General features: G+C 76.2%; 14 protein-coding genes and 4 riboswitches. Of the genes, 10 read left to right on the top strand and 4 right to left on the bottom strand.

Annotated features, from left to right (window positions below):
* Positions 1–93: 93 nt before the first annotated feature.
* Positions 94–188: riboswitch (SAM riboswitch) on the bottom strand.
* A 206-nt stretch (positions 189–394) separates the two neighbouring features.
* Positions 395–1,366, top strand: a complete 972-nt coding sequence (locus KRAD_RS06475; protein ID WP_012084732.1) for an ATP-grasp domain-containing protein — start codon at positions 395–397, stop codon at positions 1,364–1,366.
* Positions 1,367–1,415: 49 nt separating this feature from the next.
* On the opposite strand, the gene KRAD_RS06470 is transcribed toward KRAD_RS06475, so the two are convergent.
* Entirely contained in the window at positions 1,416–2,744 is a 1,329-nt protein-coding gene (locus KRAD_RS06470) for an NtaA/DmoA family FMN-dependent monooxygenase (RefSeq protein ID WP_012084731.1), read from the bottom strand.
* A 9-nt stretch (positions 2,745–2,753) separates the two neighbouring features.
* Entirely contained in the window at positions 2,754–3,800 is a 1,047-nt protein-coding gene (locus tag KRAD_RS06465) for an LLM class flavin-dependent oxidoreductase (protein WP_012084730.1), read from the bottom strand.
* A gap of 144 nt (positions 3,801–3,944) precedes the next feature.
* On the opposite strand from KRAD_RS06465, the gene KRAD_RS06460 reads away from it, so the two are divergent.
* Positions 3,945–4,187, top strand: coding sequence for a hypothetical protein (locus KRAD_RS06460; RefSeq protein ID WP_012084729.1), 243 nt, complete (start codon positions 3,945–3,947; stop codon positions 4,185–4,187).
* Between the two features lie 18 nt (positions 4,188–4,205).
* Here KRAD_RS06460 and KRAD_RS06455 read toward each other — a convergent pair whose 3' ends face one another.
* Both KRAD_RS06455 and KRAD_RS06450 read right to left on the bottom strand, forming a co-directional pair.
* Complete coding sequence (locus tag KRAD_RS06455) at positions 4,206–4,592, bottom strand: rhodanese-like domain-containing protein (protein WP_049821091.1); 387 nt, start codon at positions 4,590–4,592, stop codon at positions 4,206–4,208.
* A 47-nt stretch (positions 4,593–4,639) separates the two neighbouring features.
* A complete protein-coding gene (locus KRAD_RS06450; RefSeq protein ID WP_012084727.1) occupies positions 4,640–5,986 on the bottom strand; it encodes an aminotransferase class V-fold PLP-dependent enzyme in 1,347 nt (448 codons plus the stop codon).
* Between the two features lie 55 nt (positions 5,987–6,041).
* A riboswitch (SAM riboswitch) is annotated at positions 6,042–6,155 on the bottom strand.
* Positions 6,156–6,306: 151 nt separating this feature from the next.
* Positions 6,307–6,398: riboswitch (SAM riboswitch) on the top strand.
* A gap of 61 nt (positions 6,399–6,459) precedes the next feature.
* Here KRAD_RS06450 and KRAD_RS06445 point away from each other — a divergent pair.
* The 8 genes from KRAD_RS06445 (at position 6,460) to KRAD_RS06410 (ending at position 16,728) form a co-directional block, all read left to right on the top strand.
* The gene (locus tag KRAD_RS06445; RefSeq protein ID WP_012084726.1) at positions 6,460–7,413 is read left to right on the top strand and encodes a methylenetetrahydrofolate reductase; all 954 of its coding nucleotides are present in this window, start codon (positions 6,460–6,462) and stop codon (positions 7,411–7,413) included.
* Complete coding sequence (gene metE / locus KRAD_RS06440) at positions 7,410–9,743, top strand: 5-methyltetrahydropteroyltriglutamate--homocysteine S-methyltransferase (RefSeq protein WP_012084725.1); 2,334 nt, start codon at positions 7,410–7,412, stop codon at positions 9,741–9,743. Before KRAD_RS06445 ends, metE begins: the two co-directional genes overlap by 4 nt.
* Before the next feature lie 50 nt (positions 9,744–9,793).
* Positions 9,794–10,786 carry a phosphotransferase enzyme family protein gene (locus KRAD_RS06435; protein ID WP_012084724.1) on the top strand — a complete coding sequence of 331 codons (993 nt, stop codon included), beginning with the start codon at positions 9,794–9,796 and terminating at the stop codon, positions 10,784–10,786.
* Positions 10,787–10,798: 12 nt separating this feature from the next.
* A riboswitch (SAM riboswitch) is annotated at positions 10,799–10,891 on the top strand.
* A 177-nt stretch (positions 10,892–11,068) separates the two neighbouring features.
* Positions 11,069–12,667, top strand: a complete 1,599-nt coding sequence (locus KRAD_RS06430; RefSeq protein WP_012084723.1) for an ABC transporter substrate-binding protein — start codon at positions 11,069–11,071, stop codon at positions 12,665–12,667.
* Positions 12,664–13,680, top strand: a complete 1,017-nt coding sequence (locus KRAD_RS06425) for an ABC transporter permease (protein ID WP_012084722.1) — start codon at positions 12,664–12,666, stop codon at positions 13,678–13,680. The genes KRAD_RS06430 and KRAD_RS06425 overlap by 4 nt, the downstream gene beginning before the upstream one ends.
* A complete protein-coding gene (locus KRAD_RS06420; RefSeq protein ID WP_012084721.1) occupies positions 13,680–14,582 on the top strand; it encodes an ABC transporter permease in 903 nt (300 codons plus the stop codon). Before KRAD_RS06425 ends, KRAD_RS06420 begins: the two co-directional genes overlap by 1 nt.
* A complete protein-coding gene (locus tag KRAD_RS06415; protein ID WP_012084720.1) occupies positions 14,579–16,234 on the top strand; it encodes a dipeptide ABC transporter ATP-binding protein in 1,656 nt (551 codons plus the stop codon). The genes KRAD_RS06420 and KRAD_RS06415 overlap by 4 nt, the downstream gene beginning before the upstream one ends.
* Entirely contained in the window at positions 16,231–16,728 is a 498-nt protein-coding gene (locus tag KRAD_RS06410) for a GNAT family N-acetyltransferase (protein WP_012084719.1), read from the top strand. Before KRAD_RS06415 ends, KRAD_RS06410 begins: the two co-directional genes overlap by 4 nt.
* The last annotated feature ends 9 nt before the right edge of the window (positions 16,729–16,737 follow it).

Genomic DNA, 16,737 nt, shown 5'->3' with positions numbered 1-16,737 from the left:
AGCACCCCGCACAGGCGGAGGAGCTCAACCGGCCGAGGTCGACGTGGCGGCGGCGGACGAGCCGCTCGCCGGGTGTGGCGGTGCGCACGGGTTCTCCCATCGGTCCTGGCGGAAGCACCCGCGCCTGACGGATCAGGGGGTTGCTGCGACGTCGACGAGCCAGGTCTCTCGGTCGCTCTGGATGGACACCTGGACGGTAACCCACCGGAGGTCGCGTTGTCGAACCCCGGAGGGCCTGCCCCGCAGGGGTTTCCGCCGGGAACGGCCCGTACCGGCCCGGGAAGCGCTTCACTCCGGCCGGCCCGTCCGGGTGCGGGGACGGCGGGCCCGGGGAGCGGTCGTACCGTTGTCCCACCCGGGGCGCCCCGCGTCCCACCGGAGGAGGAGCACGAGCATGACGAGCGTCGAGGACCACCCCGTCGCGGCCTGGTCGTTCGCGACCGACGCCGAACCGCGCGTCCACGTCGTGCACGAGAACCCCGACTGGTTCCCGCCCTTCGAGGCGGCCTTCCGGGCGCAGGGCGTCCCCTTCCAGGAGGTCCTGCTCACCGGCGGGTCGATCGACCTCGACGCCGAACCGGCGCCGGGCGTCTACTGGTCGCGGCTCAGCGCGTCCGCGCACACCCGCGACCACGCGCGGACGAAGGAGTTCACCCGCGCCGTCTTCGCCTGGCTGGAGGGGTGGGGTCGTCGCGTGGTCGGCGGGACCGGCGTCGTGGAGCTCGAGGTCAGCAAGGTCGCCCAGCACGCGCTGCTGCGCCGCCACGGTTTCGACGTGCCGCGGACGCTGGCCGTCTTCGGGCGCGAGGACCTCCCGGCCCGGGCCCGCGAGCTGGAGGTGCCGTTCATCACCAAGCACAACCAGGGGGGCAAGGGCCTGGGGGTGCGCCGGTTCGACACCCACGAGGACTTCGACGCCTACGTCGCCTCGCCGGAGTTCGAGGAACCCGCCGACGGCACCACCCTGCTGCAGGAGTTCCTGCGCTCGGCCGAGCCGTTCGTCACCCGGGCCGAGTTCGTGGGGGGCCGGTTCGTGTACGCCGTCCGGGTCGACACCTCCGCCGGCAGCTTCGAGCTCTGCCCCGCCGACGCGTGCGAGGTGCCGGACGTGGTGCCGTTCGCGCTGCGCGAGGAGATCACCGCCGAGCACCCGCTGGTCCGCCGCTACGAGGAGCTCCTCGCCGCGGCCGGGGTCGAGATCGCCGGCATCGAGTTCATGGAGACCGCCGACGGGCGCACGGTGACCTACGACATCAACACGAACACCAACTACAACCCCGCCGTGGAGGCCGTCGCCCCGCGCTCGGGGCCGGGGGAGATCGCCCGCTACCTCGGCGACCTCCTGCGCGCGGAGACCTCCTCCTGAACCGCGCCGGTGGTCCCGCGGGACCACCGGCGCCGGCGGTCACGGCGGGTCAGCGGCGGGTCAGCGGCGGGCGCAGCCCGAGGTGCTCGCGCAGCGTCGTCCCCACGTACCCGGCCGGGTAGGCGCCCCGGTCCTGCAGCGCGGGGACGAGCTGGTCGACGATGTCGTCGAGCCCGCTGGGCACCAGGTACGGGGTGACGTTGAACCCGTCGCAGGCCCCGCTGCGCACCCAGTGCGTGAGCTCGTCGGCCAGCTGCGAGGCGGTCCCGGCGAAACCGCGTTCGGAGGAGTGGTGCAGCACGAGCTCGCGCAGCGAGTACTTGTTCTCCTCCGCGACCGCCCGCCACCGCTGCGCGATGGCGCGGGGGTCGTGGCCCTGACGGGCGGCGCCGCGGGTGCCGTCGACGACGGCGATCACGGGGTCGTGCGTCGGCAGCGGGCCGTCGGGGTCGTAGCCGGAGAGGTCCTCGCCCCAGACCTGGCCCACCAGGGACAGGGCCGTCGCCGGGGTGACCTGCTGCTCCAGCACCCAGCGGGCCTTCTCCTCGACCTCGGCCTCGGTGTCGGCCACGACGATCTGGGTGCCGGGCAGGACGAGGACGTCGTCCTCGGGCCGGCCGGCGGCCACGACGCGTCGCCGGACGTCGTCGGCGAACTCGAGCGCGTCGTCGTGGCGGGTCCCGTGCCGGGAGAAGATCACGTCGGCCGAGCGGGCGGCGAAGTCGCGCCCGGCGGGGGAGTCGCCGGCCTGGAAGACCACCGGGTGGCCCTGCGGGCTGCGCGGGACGGTGGGGGTGATCTCGACGTCGAAGAACCGGTCGGCCGAGGTGACGGGCGCGAACCCCTCGCCGTCCCAGCTGTCCCAGACCCGGCGGGCCAGGGTCACGAAGCGCTCGGCGCGCTCGTAGCGGTCGGCGTGGTCGAGGTACCCGCCGCGGCGGAAGTTCGCCCCCGTCCAGGCGTTGTCGGTGGTCACGACGTTCCACGCCGCGCGCCCCCCGGACAGCACGTCCAGCGAGGCGAGGCGGCGCGCGAGGTCGGCGGGGTCGTTGTAGGTGGTGTTCTGGGTCGCGACCAGGCCGATGCGCTCGGTCAGCCCCGCCAGGGTGGCGAGCTCGGTGAGCGCGTCCGGACGCCCGACGATGTCGAGGTCGTGGATCCTCCCGTGCTGCTCGCGCAGCCGCAGCCCCTCGCCGAGGAAGAACGCGTCGAACAGGCCCCGCTCGGCGGTGCGGATCAGCTGGGTAAACGTCGAGGGGTGCAGCTGGGAACCGCTGCGGGGGTCGGACCAGACGGTGCTGTGGTTGACGCCCTGGAAGAAGACGCCGAAGTGCACGACGGCGTCGGGGAAGCGCAGGTCGCTGGTGGTGTCGCTCACGGGGGCTCCTCAGGTCGTCGCGAACCGGTTGGCCGGCCGGGTCAGGCCGAGGGTGGTGCGCAGGGTGGACCCGGGCAGCGGGGGCTGCAGCAGCCGGGCCACCCGCAGCGCGGGGAGGGTGGTGCGCAGCAGCGCCCGCAGGTCCTCGTCGAGCACGGCGGCGTGCAGGCGCACGCCGTCGAAGGAGCCGGCCAGCCCGCACAGGTAGCGGGCGAAGCCCTCGCCGGACCCCGTCCAGCGCACCCGGTCGCGCACCGGGGCGGGCGCGTCGGCGTCGAGGGCCGCGACCCGCTCGGCCCCGGGTGCGGCGTCGGTGTCGAGGGCGAGCTCGACGTCGAGCACGACGAGCGGGCCGCCCGCGCTCCGGCGGGTGCGCTCGTCGCCGGTGAGGACGACGTCGGCCGTCCCCGGCGCGCCGCTCAGGTCGCGCTCGTGGACGACGACGACCGGCTGGCCCTGCGGCGGGCGGGGCACCGTGAGCGGGCCCTTCACCGACCAGCCCGCCGTCTCGACGTCGACGTGATGCAGGCGGTCGCGGTCGACGTAGCGGCCCGTGGCGACGTCGCGGACCACCGCGTCGTCCTCCCAGGAGTCCCACAGCGCGCGGACGGCCCGGACCACGTCCGCGAGCTCCGCGGCCGGGTCCGGCGCCACCGGGAGGTCCACCGCGCGCGCCACCGCCGCGGGCGACGTCGTCGCCAGCCAGCCGGCCCGCCCGGCGCTGGAGTGGTCGAGGGAGGCGATCTGCGCGGCGACGTGGAACGGTTCCGCGTACGTCGTCGCCGCCACCGGCAGCAGCCCGATCGCGTCGGTCGTGCCGGCCAGGAACGCCGCGCGCTGGACGGCGTCGAGGTGCCCGACGGGGTTGCGGGGGTCCGGCGCCGCGGCGTCCTCGAACGTCAGCCCCGTGAGGCCCTGGGCCTGGGCGGTGACGGCGAACTCCCGCAGCCGGGCCGGGGACAGCACGGCGTCGGGGGTGACGCGGGAACGGCGCCAGGCGGCGGGGTGCCACCCGCCGCCGTCGACGTCGAGGAACACGTGGAACGGGGTCGGCATCGGGGCTCCTGGTCGCGTCGGGGAGGGGGTCGGGGAGGGGGAGGAGGGGCGTCGGCGGGCGGTGGGGACGGGTTCGGCGAGAACCCCCCGCGGCGGCCCCGGCGTGTGTCACAGTGCTCCCCACCGATCGATGAGGAGGCGGTTGTGCGGCACCGGGTGCGGGAACTCGTGGGGCGCTGGGTCGCGTCCCTCGTCGCGGGCCTGGCCGTGGCCGGGCACGGTCAGTGGGGCTTCCCGTGGTTCCCGCCGGAGGAGGCGGAGGAGCAGCCCGGGCCGGGGGAGCTGAGCTGGGCGGAGTTCGAGGCGGAGCTGCACGCGCTGCTGGACGGCGCGCGCCGCGACGGGGTGGGCGACGGTTCCCGGCCCGGCGGCGGACCCCTGGCCTGAAACCCCGTCAGGGCCCGGTCAGGGCTCCGTCGAGTCCGCGGGTCCGCCCGCGGGCAGCCCGGCGGCCTTCCACGCCGGGAACCCCCCGTCGACGTGCACGACGTCGGTGAAACCGGCGGCCAGCAGCTGGGCGGCCACGGGAGCGGAGCCCGCGGGTGAGCCGCAGACCACGACGACGGGCCGGTCCCGGCCGGTCAGCCCGGGGACGGCGTCCGGCCCGCCCGGGGTGAACCGGCGCGCCACCTCGGTCTTGGCCACGACGACGGCCCCGGGCAGGTCGCCCGCCGCCGCACGGCCGGCGTCGCTGCGGACGTCGACGAGCAGCGCGCCCGCGGCGACGGCGCGCGCGGCGGTCGCGGCGTCGACGAGCGGCGCCTCGGGCGGTTCCGCGGTGGTCCCGGTCACGTCTCTCCTCGGGTTCGGCGGTGGGTTCGGCGGTCGGTGCGGCACGGTCAGCCCCGGCCCCCGCCGGGGGAGGGCAGGAAGGACTCCGGCGCGGGGCGGGCGTCGGTCAGCGGACCCCAGTGCCCCCCGGTGGTCCCGTACTCCAGCGCCGGGCCGGTGGTGACGAACTGCGCGACGGCGGCGAGCAGCCGGTCCACCTCGTCCGACCCGGTGCCGACCCCGGTGGAGGCCCGCAGGCCGCCCTCGGCGAGGCCGAGGGCGTCGGCGAACCGGTGCGCGCAGAACCGCCCGTCGCGCACCCCGACGCCGTGCTCGGCCGAGAGGTAGGCCGCCACCGCCGACGCCGGGTGGCCGGGCACGGTGAACGTCACCACCCCCACCGCGTCCTCGGGGTGCGGGCGGACGACGTGGACGCCGTCCAGCGCGCCCAGGCCGGTGACCAGCCGCTCGCGCAGCGCCGCCTCGTGCGCCTCCAGCGCCCCGGCGGGCAGCGCGGCCAGCGTCGCGCAGGCCTCGGCCAGCGCGACGGCGCCGACGACGTTCGGGGAACCCGCTTCGTGGCGGTCGGGGCCGCTGGCCCACCGCACCGCGTCGTGGCCGACGTCGAGCGTGGCGCCGCCGCCGGCGAGGTAGGGCTCGGCGGCGTCCAGCCAGTCGCGGCGGCCGACGAGCGCCCCGGCGCCGAAGGGGGCGTACAGCTTGTGCCCCGACAGCGCGATCCAGTCGATCCCGTCGCGGCCGAGGTCGACCCGCCGGTGGGGCAGCAGCTGCGCGCCGTCGACGGCGATGCGCGCGCCCGCGGCGTGGGCGGCCCGGGCGAGGCGGCGCAGCGGCAGCACCTCGCCCGTCACGTTCGAGGCCCCCGCGACGGCCAGCAGGGCGTAGCGCCCGGTGGCCAGCTCCGCCTCGAGCAGGTCGGCGGTCTCCCCGGCGTCCGCGCCGCCGCGCACGACGGTGGTGCGCGCCGAGCGCTGCCAGGGCAGCAGGTTCGCGTGGTGCTCCACGTCGGCGACCAGCACCCGCGCCCCCGTCGGCACCGCGCGCGAGAGCAGGTCGAGGGCGTCGGTGGTGCTGCGGGTGAAGACCACCACGTCGTCGGGGCCGGCCCCGAGGAACGCGCCGACCTGCGCGCGGGCCTGCTCGAACAGCGCGGTCGAGACGCGGGAGAGGTACCCGGCGCCGCGGTGGACGCTGGCGTAGTGGGGCAGGACCTGCGCGACGCGGTCGGCGACCGCGGTCAGCGCCGGCGCGCTCGCCGCGTTGTCCAGGTTGGCGTAGGGGATCTCCCCGCCGTGGGCGAGGGGGACGCGGGTGCCCGCGCCGACGACGGGCAGCAGGGGCCCGTGGACCGCCCCGGGACAGGGGCGGGAGGGGGACAGGGTGGTGGTCGTCACGACGGGTCTCCTCGGGAACAGGACCCTGCCGGGAGGACCGGGGTTCCCCCGGCGAGGTCCGCGCTTGCCGGCGCCACGTCGGCACCGGCCAGGTCGTCACCCGGGGCACCCCGCCGCGGAGGAGGGTTGCCGGCCAGCGAGCCGGGGCTTGTCGCTGGCGCTCATGACCTGCGGCGAGGTTGCCACGAACCACCGCCCGGCGGCAAGGTCGGCGCGTCGCGGGCCGTCCCGGACCCCCGGTGGGGCCGACCGGGGGAACCGCCGGCGGTGTTCCCGGGGAACCCTTGTGGAGCGCCGCGGTGCCGGTCTACATTCGAACCACACCATCCAGAGCGGCCGAGAGTCCTGGCTCGACGACGCCGCAGCAACCCCCCGAGCCCGGGCGAGGGTGCTAAAGCCAGGCCGATGGAGTTCGTGATGCGCAGCACCGATGTCGTCGACGCCTACCCGGTCCCGGTCCCGGGCAGCCCGCGGTGACCCTGGCTCCCCTCGTCGCCGGAGCGGCGGGGAGACCCGTCCTCAGCTTCGAACTGTTCCCCCCGCGTTCCGAGAGCGCCCGGGAAGGTTTGTGGCGCAAGCTGTCCGACCTCCTCGCCGCCCGCCCGGACTTCGTGTCGGTCACGTTCGGCGCGGCCGGGGCCACCCGCGGACCCAGCCGGGACCTGCTGGCCCACGTGCTCCGCACGACGGCCGTGCCCGCCATGGCCCACCTGACCTGCGTGGGGTCCTCCCGCCGCGAGGTCGTGGACCTGGCCAGCGAGTTCCTCGACGCCGGGGTCCGCAACGTCCTCGCCCTGCGCGGGGACCCGCCGGCCGGGGACGCGGGGTGGACCCCGCACCCCGACGGGGTGGCCACGGCCCGCGACCTGGTGGAACTCCTCCAGGTCGCCGACCGGCGCCGGGCGGCCCTGCGGGGCGCGCGGGTCCCGGTCGACGAGGGCCCGCTGAGCCTCGCCGTCGCCGCCTTCCCCCGCGGGGGCGAGGGCGAACTGGCCGCGCTGCGCGCCAAGCAGGACGCCGGCGCGGACTTCGCGGTCTGCCAGGTGACGTTCTCCGCCGGGGAGTACGCCGCCTTCGTCCGCCGGGCCCGCGCGGCGGGGGTGCGGATCCCGCTGCTGCCCGGTGTCGCGGTGACCGACTGCACCCGTCGGCTGGGGCGGATCGGCGAACTCACCGGCGTCCCCGTCCCCGTCCCGCTGCTGGCGGCGCTCGACACCGACGACGCGCCCCGGCGCCGGCGCGCCGCGACGGCGTTCACGGCGGGACTGGCCCGCGGGCTGCTCGACGCCGGCGCCCCCGGTGTCCACCTCTACACGTTCAACGCGGCCGAACCGGCCCTCGACCTGCTCGACGACCTCGACCTGCCCCGCTCCCTCGACCCGATCCGCGCCAGCACGGCTGCCGCGGCAGGAGGACCCGCACGATGACCGAACAGCTCCCCGCCTGGACCGCCACCGTCCTCGGCTACCCCCGCACCGGCGCCGACCGCGAGGCCAAGAAGGCCCTCGAGGCGCTGTGGGCCGGGCGCGCCGACCTCGCGAGCACCGAGCGGGCCCTCGCCGGGGTGCGGGCGGCCACGGTGCGCCGGCTCAACTCCCTCGGCCTGCCCGCCCACGACGCCTCGATCCCCTCGGCGTTCTCGGCCTACGACCAGGTGCTCGACGCCGCCGTCGCGGTCGGCGCGGTCCCGCCGCGGTTCGCCGACGTCGTGGGGGAGGACGGGCGGGTCGACCTCGCCGGGTACTCCACCATCGCCCGCGGGCGGGGGGCCGACGCCCCGCTGGAGATGACGAAGTGGTTCGACACGAACTACCACTACCTCGTCCCCGAGATCGGCCCCGGCACCGCGTTCCGCTTCGCCGACGACCGCGGGGTCCGGGAGTTCTCCGAGGCCCTCGCCGACGGGTTCCTGACCCGCCCGGTCGTGGTGGGCCCGGTGACGTTCCTGCTGCTGGCCAAGGCGGCCGGGGGCAGCCCCGAGGGCTTCGCCCCGATCTCCCGCCTCGACGACCTGCTCGGCGCCTACGAGGACCTGCTCACCGCCTACGCCGCCGCGGGGGCGGAGTGGGTGCAGCTGGACGAGCCGGCGCTGGTCAGCGACTCCGCCACGGCCGGCGTCGAGGGCCTCGCCGGCCTGGTGCGCGCCGCCTACGACCGCCTCGCCGCCGTCGAGGGGCGTCCGCGCCTGCTCGTCGCCACCCCCTACGGCGACCCGGGCGAACTGCTGGAACCGCTCGCCGCGACCGCCGTGGAGGGCCTGGCCCTGGACCTCGTCCGCGGCGACGTCCCCGCCCGCCCGGAGCTGCTGACCGGCAAGACCGTCGTCGGCGGGGTCGTCGACGGGCACAACGTCTGGCGCGCCGACCTCGTCGCGGCCCTCGCCCGGTTGCGGACCCTGGAGGGTCCCGCCGCGCGGGTCGTCGCGGGGACCTCCACCTCGCTGCTGCACGTGCCGCACGACGTGACCCGCGAGACGGCGCTCGACGAGCGGCTGCGCGGCTGGCTCGCCTTCGCCGACCAGAAGGTCTCCGAGGTCGTCGTGCTCGGCCGCGCCCTCGGCGACGCCGCCGCGGTCCGGGAGGAGCTGTCCGCCTCCGCGCGGGCCCGCGCCGACCGCACCGGGGCCCCCGGGGTCGTGCGCCCGGAGGTCCGCGAGCGCCTCGCCGCCCTGACCCCGGAGGCGTTCCACCGCAGCGACTACGCCGTGCGCCGCCTGGCGCAGGAGGAGGCCCTCGGGCTGCCCGCGCTGCCGACGACGACCATCGGCTCGTTCCCCCAGACCGCGGAGATCCGCCGGGCCCGCGCCGCCTGGACCCGCGGGGACCTCGACCAGGGGGCCTACGAGGAGTTCCTCCGTGCCGAGATCGACCGCGTGGTGGCCCTGCAGGAGGAACTCGGCCTCGACGTCGTCGTGCACGGCGAACCCGAGCGCAACGACATGGTGCAGTACTTCGCCGAGCAGCTCGACGGGTTCGCCGTCACCGCGCACGGCTGGGTGCAGTCCTACGGTTCCCGCTGCGTGCGCCCGCCGATCCTGTGGGGCGACGTGGTGCGCCCGGCGCCGATCACCGTCCCGTGGAGCACGTACACCGCGAGCCGGACGCCGAAGCCGGTCAAGGGGATGCTCACCGGCCCGGTGACGATCCTGGCCTGGTCCTTCGTGCGCGACGACCAGCCCCTCGGCGACACCGCCCGGCAGGTGGCGCTGGCGCTGCGCGACGAGGTCGCCGACCTCGAGGCCGCCGGCATCGGCGTCGTCCAGGTCGACGAACCCGCCCTGCGGGAACTGCTGCCGCTGCGCACCGGGGACCAGCCCGCCTACCTGGACTGGTCGGTGGGCTCCTTCCGCCTCGCCACCGCCGGCGCCGGCGACGCGACGCAGATCCACACCCACCTGTGCTACTCGGAGTTCGGCGAGGTCATCGACGCGATCGACGGCCTCGACGCCGACGTCACGAGCATCGAGGCGGCGCGCTCGCGCATGGAGGTCCTCGACGACATCGCCCGCGCCGGGTTCGCCCGCGGCATCGGGCCCGGCGTCTACGACATCCACTCCCCGCGGGTGCCCTCCACCGAGGAGATCGCCGGGCTGCTGCGCGCGGCCGTCGCCTCCGTCCCGGCCCGCCAGGTCTGGGTGAACCCCGACTGCGGCCTGAAGACCCGCGGCTACGCCGAGACCACGGAGTCGCTGCGGAACCTCGTCGAGGCCGCCCGCACGGTGCGCGCGGAACTCCCCGTCCCCGCCGCCGCGAGCTGAGCACGCCCACCGCCGCGCCCGGCGGCGGCACCCCCGGCCACGGTCCGGGGGTGCTGCCGCCGGGCCTGTCCATGCTCTGGGAATCCGCGGACCCCTCCGGGGCCCTCGCCGGGCGCTTCGGGTTCACCGGGTTCGACGCCGCCGCGGCGTGGCTCGCGACGGCGCTGGAGGGGACGTGGGGCCTGACCCCCGGCCCCTGCACCCGGCTGGTGATCAGCGACCGGAACGCGATCGCGTGGGTGGGCGGGCTCGTCGTGAAGTGGTCGTGCGCGCCGGAGCGGTTCGCGCGCCTGGACGCCGCCGCGCGGCTGCTGCGCGACCTCGCGGGGCTCGGTGCCCCGGTGGCCGCGCCGGTCGTCGCGACCGCGGGCCGGGACCGGGCGGTGCTCGCGGGGCCGGCGGGGCCGCTGTCGGTCGTGGTGCTGCCGGAGGTCGAGGGGGACTGGCTCGACGTCGCGGACCCCGTCGCGGTCCACGCGGCGGGAGCCTGCCTGGCGCGGCTGCACCGGGACCTGGCGACGGCCCGTCCCGCGGTGGGGCCGGTGGGCCCGCCACTGGCGGAGGCCGTCCGGGAGTGGCTGGCGGGGCGGGACCCCGGGCACGTGCCCGCGGCCTCGCGCCGCCTCGCGGACCTCCTCGACGCGGCCCCGGTCCTCGAGGACGAACCTCAGCTGGTGCACCTGGACTTCCGGGCCGCGAACGTCCTGACCCGGGGTTCGTCCGTCGTCGCGGTGCTCGACCCCGACGAGGTCGCCCCCGGGCACCGGGTGGTCGACCTGGCCAAGGCCTCCGTGCACCTGGGTACCCGCTTCACCGGGTGGCGGCCGACGCCGGCGCCGGCGCAGCGGACGTTCCGCCGCGGTTACGAGTCCGTCCGCCCGCTCGCCCCCGCCGAGGCGCGGTGGTTCGAGGCCCTGCTGCTCTGGCTGGGGTTGCAGGCCGTCCCGGGCCCGGACGACCCGGGCGGGTGGGCCGCCGCGGCGCGGCGGGCCGCGCGGTCCGCCGACGGCGACCGGGTTGAGTTTCCCCCGGCCGCGCCCTAGTCTCGACGGAGAACACCATCCAGAGCGGCTGAGAGACCTGGCTCCACGACGTCGCAGCAACCCCCCGGCAACGGGCGCGGGTGCTTCCGCCAGGAACGATGGAGGAACGCTGTGAACACGACGTCCCACGTCGCCGTCCTGCGGCGCGTCGTCGACTTCTGCCTCTCCGGTTCCACCGGCTGTCGCTGACCACCACCACCCCGCTGACCGGGAAACCCCGGTCACCCCGCGTCCCGCCCCCGGCCGGACGCGTCCTCGACGTCCCCCCAGCCTGGAGAACCCTTGCGCACCCGCACGCCCTCGACCGTCACCGCCCTCGTCGCGCTCCTCGCCCTCACCGCCTGCGGCGGCGGGAGCGGGGACGGCGGCGCGAACCCCGCCGCCGACGCCGAGCCCGTCGCCGGCGGGAACCTCACCGTCGCGATCCAGGTCGACTCCGGGTGCATCGACCCGCAGCAGGTCGGCAACAACGACGCCCTCAACATCGGCCGCCAGCTCGTCGACTCCCTCACCGTCCAGGACCTCGACGGGGCGATCCAGCCGTGGCTCGCGCAGTCGTGGGAGGTGAGCCCCGACGCCACGACGTTCACGTTCCACCTGCGCGAGGGCGCGACGTTCTCCGACGGGACCCCCGTGGACTCCGCCGCGGTGAAGGCCAACCTCGACGGGATCGTGGCGCTGGGGGCGAAGGCGTCCCTGGGGTCGACCTACCTCGCCGGGTACACCGGCACGGCCACGCCGGACGCGCGGACCGCGGTGGTGTCGTTCGCCGGGCCCAGCGCCCAGTTCCTCCAGGCCACCTCGACGATGAGCCTGGGGCTGCTGTCCGTCCCCACCACCACCGCCGATCCCGCGACCCGTTGCGACGGGAGCACTCTCGTCGGCTCCGGGCCGTTCACCGTGCGGAGCTACACCCGCGACGACGAGGCCGTCCTGGCCAAGCGCGCCGGGTACGGCTGGGCGCCGACGGGGGCGAAGCACACCGGGGAGGCCTACCTCGACACCATCACCTACCGGGTCGTGCCCGAGGCCGGCGTCCGCACCGGGGCGCTGCAGTCCCACCAGGTCGACGCCACCACCGGCATCGCCGCCCAGGACCTCCCGCAGTTCGACGGCAACGGCTTCTGGACCGAGCGCCGCGCCAACCCCGGCATCCCGTACAACTTCTTCCTCAACGAGTCCCGGCCCCTCTTCGCCGACGAACGCGTCCGGCGGGCGCTGTCCAAGGCCGTCGACCGCGAGCAGCTCGCCGCCATCCTCAACCCCGGTGACGTCGCCGTCAGCTCCGCCCTGTCCGCCTCGACCCCCGACGCCCCCGACGACTCCGACCTCCTGGCCCACGACGTCGCCGGCGCCAACGCGCTGCTCGACGAGGCGGGCTGGACGAAGGGCCCGGACGGGATCCGCACGAAGGGCGGTCAGGACCTCACGTTCACCGTCACGTTCTGGCAGCCCACGTCCGCGGTGCTCGAACTGGTGCAGCAGCAGGTGCGCGAGGTCGGCATCGACCTGCAGCTGAAGCAGGGGACCACGGCCGACACGGCCGCGCAGCAGGCCTCCGGCGACTACGACGCGCTGTTCTACAACCTCACCCGCTCCGACCCGGACGTGCTGCGCACCGTCTTCAGCGCCGACGGGCGCAACGTGAACCACCGCGCGCGCAGCGAGGTCGACGACCTCCTCGACCGGCAGGCCGCCACCACCGACCCCGCCCAGCGCGCCGACCTCGTGGCGCGGGCCTCGCAGCTGCTGCTGAGCCAGGCCCACTCCGTCCCGCTGATCGAGCTCTCCACCGTCATCGCCGCCGGCGAGGACGTCCACGACCTGAGGTTCGAGGGTTCCTCCCGGTTGTGGTTCCACGACGCCTGGAAGACGGCGTGAACCCCGGGCTCGCGGGGTACGTGGCCCGCCGCCTCGGCCAGGCCGTCGTGGTCCTCTGGGCCGCGTTCACGGTGACGTTCGCCATCCTCTACCTGCTGCCCAGCGACCCCGTCTCGATCATGCTGGCCGGCGGCCGCGGCGGTGAGCAGACGGCGGTCGACCCCGCGCAGGTGGCGGCGCTGCGCGCCGAGCACGGCCTCGACGACCCGCTGCCCGTCCAGTACCTGCACGCCCTGTGGCGCACCCTGCACCTGGACTTCGGGAACTCCATCCAGAACGGGGCGCCCGTCTCCGCCCTCATCGCGGACGCGCTGCCGCAGACGGCGCTGCTCGCCGCCGCCGCCGGCGCGCTGGCGCTGGTCGCGGGCGTCGCGACCGCGTTCCTCGGCACCTGGACCCGCCGGGGCTGGTTGCGGACGGCGCTGCTGGCCCTGCCGCCGCTGGGGGTCTCGCTGCCGACGTTCTGGGTCGGTCTGCTGCTCGTCCAGCTCCTCTCCTTCCGGGTCCCGGTCTTCCCGGCCCTGGGCGGGGAGGGCCTCGCCGCCCTCGTCCTGCCCGCCGTCACCCTGGCGGTCCCGGTGTCGGCCTCGATCGCGCAGGTCCTGGCCCGCAGCCTGCGGACGGCCCTGGCCGAGCCCTACGTCGACACCGCCCGGGCCAAGGGGGCCTCCCGGGCGCGGGTCCACCTGCGCCACGCCCTGCGCAACGCCACCATCCCCACCCTCACCGTCGGGGGGATCGTCGTCGGGAACCTCCTCGCGGGGGCCGTCGTCGTCGAGACGGTCTTCTCCCGGGTGGGGATCGGCCGCCTGACCGTCACCGCCGTCAACGGGCAGGACATCCCGCTGGTCCAGGGCCTCGTGCTGCTGGCCGCCGCGGTCTTCGTCGTCACCAACCTCGTCGTCGACCTGCTCTACCCGGTGCTCGACCCGCGCCTGCGGGTCGTCGGGGGCGCCCGCGCCTCCGCGCGCCGCGACCGCACCGCCGACCGCACCGTCGTGGGGACCGCCTGATGACCGTCGGAGTGAACCGGGAAGCGCCCGAGGCCGTCCTCGACGTCCTCGACATCGGGGAGCGGTACCGCCGCGCCCCCGCACCCCGCCGCGGGATCCCGGCCCGGTGGCGCCGCCCCGGCGTCGTCGTCGCCGCGCTGGTGATCCTGCTCGTGCTCGCCTGGGCGGTGGCCCCGACCCTGTTCACCGCGCAGAGCCCGGTCCGGGGGATCCCCGACGACCGGCTGCAGGGCCCGTCGGCCGCGCACCCGTTCGGCACCGACCACCTCGGCCGCGACCTGTTCGCCCGCGTCGTCCACGGCGCGCGGCTGACCCTGGAGGCGACCGTCCTCGCCGTGCTCGTCGGGTTCGTCGCGGGGACGCTGGTCGGTCTCGTCGCGGGTTCCGCGCGCGGGGTCGTCGACGACGTGCTGATGCGCTTCGTGGACGTGCTGCTCTCCGTCCCCTCGCTGCTGCTGTCCATGGCCCTCATCACCGCCCTGGGTTTCGGCACGGTCGAGGTCGCCGTCGCGGTGGGCCTGGGGACGGTCGCGAACTTCGCCCGCGTCATGCGCGCGGAGGTCCTCCGGGTGAGCGGGGCCGTCTACGTGGAGGCCGCGCGGGCCAGCGGGGTCCGGACCACCGGCGTCCTGCTGCGCCACGTCCTGCCCAACGCGGCCGGCCCCGTCCTCGCGCTGTCGGCGCTGGAGTTCGGGATGGCCGTCCTCGCCGTCTCCGCCCTCAGCTTCCTCGGCTTCGGCGCGCCGCCACCGGCGCCGGAGTGGGGTTCGCTCGTCTCGGGCGGGCGCGACTACCTCGCGACGTCGTGGTGGCTGACGACGCTGCCCGGGCTGGTGGTCGCGGCGGTCGTGCTGTCGGCCAACCGGATCGCCCGGGCGCTGGAGAGGGGGACCGACGCGTGAGCACCCCCCTGCTGCAGGTCGAGGACCTGCGGATCTCCTACGCCGGGCGGGACGGGCGGCGCGAGGTCGTCCACGGCGCGTCCTTCGACGTGCACCCGGGCGAGGTCGTCGCGGTCGTCGGCGAGTCCGGCTCCGGCAAGAGCACCACGGCGCACGCCGTCGTGGGTCTGCTGCCCGGCAACGGTTCCGTCGACTCCGGCTCCGTCCTGCTGGAGGGCGACGAACTGGTCGGGCTGGGGGAGGGTGCGTGGCGCCGGGTCCGCGGGGCCCGCATCGGGCTCGTCCCGCAGGACCCCACGCTGTCGCTGAACCCGGTCGAGCGCATCGGCGACCAGGTCGCCGAGGCGCTGCACGTCCACGGCCTGGCCCGGGGAGCGGCCGCCCGGGCGCGGGCCGTCGACCTGCTCACCGCCGCCGGCCTGCCCGACGCCGCCCTGCGCGCGCGGCAGTACCCGACGGAACTCTCCGGCGGCATGCGCCAGCGCGTCCTCATCGCCATCGGCCTCGCCGCCGGCCCCCGGCTGCTCGTCGCCGACGAACCGACCAGCGCCCTCGACGTCACCGTCCAGCGGCAGGTCCTCGACCACCTGGAGGCGCTGACCCGCGACGCCGGGACGGCCGTGCTGCTCATCACCCACGACCTCGCCGTCGCCGCGGACCGGGCGTCGCGGGTCGTGGTGATGTCCGGGGGCGAGGTCGTCGAGGTCGGCACCGCGCACCAGGTCCTCACCCGGCCCCGACACCCGTACACGGCGTCCCTGCTGGCCAGCGCGCCCAGCCTCTCCAGCGCCCGGATCACCGCCCGCCCGCGCCCCCGCACCGCACCCCCGGAACCCCCGGAACCCCCGGCGCCCCGCGCGTCCGGACCGCTGGTCCAGGTGCGCGACCTGGTGAAGGAGTTCCCGCTGCCCGGGCGCGGCCGCACCCAGACCGCCGTCGCCGGGGTGAGCTTCGACGTCGCCCGCGGCGAGACCCTCGCCCTCGTGGGGGAGTCCGGGTCGGGCAAGACCACCACCGCCCGCCTCGTCCTGGGGCTGGAGCGGCCGACCTCGGGGGAGGTGCGGTTCGACGGGGAACCGACGGCCGGTCTGAGGGGGGCGGCCTGGCGCGAACTGCGCCGGCGGGTGCAGCTGGTCTACCAGAACCCCTACGCCTCGCTGGACCCGCGCGTCGCGGTGGGGGAGACGGTCGCGGAACCCCTGCGCGCCTTCGGGATCGGGGACCGGGCGTCGCGTCGGCGGCGCGCGGCGTCCCTGCTGGACCAGGTCCGGCTGCCGGCCGGCCTTCTCGAACGCCGGCCCGCGGAACTGTCCGGCGGGCAGCGGCAGCGGGTCGCGATCGCCCGCGCGCTGGCCCTGGAACCGGAGCTCGTGGTGTGCGACGAACCCGTCTCCGCCCTCGACGTCTCGGTCCAGGCGCAGATCCTGGAACTGCTGGTGCAGCTGCAGGCCGACCACGGCCTGAGCTACCTGTTCATCTCCCACGACCTGGCCGTGGTCCGCCAGGTCAGCGACCGGGTGGGTGTCGTGCGCCGGGGGGAACTCGTCGAGCTCGGACCCACCGACGAGGTGTTCTCCCGCCCCCGGCACGAGTACACCGTCGAACTGCTGGAGGCCATCCCCGGCCGGCGGGCGCTGGAGGACGTGTCGTGACCGCGGAACCCGTCGAGCTCGCCGTCCGCGCGGTGGGGACCCGCGACGAGCTGGCCCGCCCGCTGTTCGAGGACCTGGCCCGGGAGTACGGGGCCCGCTACGGCGGGACGCCCGAGCAGGTGCGGCGAGAACTCGAGCGCTACCCGCCGGCGGAGTTCGAGGAACCGCACGGCGTGCTGCTCCTGCTGCTGGAGGACGGTGCGCCCGTCGCCGGCGGCGCCTACCGCCGCTACGACGAGCGCACCGCGGAGCTCAAGCGGATCTGGACCCACCCCGGGCACCGGCGGCGCGGCCTGGGACGGCGGGTGCTGCGGGAGCTCGAGCGCCGCGCCGTCGCCGCCGGCTACTCCCGCCTGCACCTGACGACCGGGCCGCGCCAGCCCGAGGCGAGGCACCTCTACCTCACCGCGGGCTACCGGCCGCTGTTCGACGTCACCGCCGACCCCGAGACCATCGGCCCGCTGCCCTTCGAGAAGGAACTGCCCCGTCCCTGAGGGGTCCGC

It is taken from the genome of Kineococcus radiotolerans SRS30216 = ATCC BAA-149, assembly GCF_000017305.1.
GTDB classification, from domain to species: Bacteria; Actinomycetota; Actinomycetes; order Actinomycetales; family Kineococcaceae; genus Kineococcus; species Kineococcus radiotolerans.
This window is presented reverse-complemented; position numbering and strand designations above follow the sequence as displayed.

Excerpts from the sequence above, each read along its gene's own strand:
- KRAD_RS06475 (WP_012084732.1), top strand. The coding sequence starts at position 395 with ATGACGAGCGTCGAGGACCACCCCGTCGCGGCCTGGTCGTTCGCGACC.
- KRAD_RS06465 (WP_012084730.1), bottom strand. The coding sequence starts at position 3,800 with ATGCCGACCCCGTTCCACGTGTTCCTCGACGTCGACGGCGGCGGGTGG.
- metE (WP_012084725.1), top strand. The coding sequence starts at position 7,410 with ATGACCGAACAGCTCCCCGCCTGGACCGCCACCGTCCTCGGCTACCCC.
- KRAD_RS06420 (WP_012084721.1), top strand. The coding sequence starts at position 13,680 with ATGACCGTCGGAGTGAACCGGGAAGCGCCCGAGGCCGTCCTCGACGTC.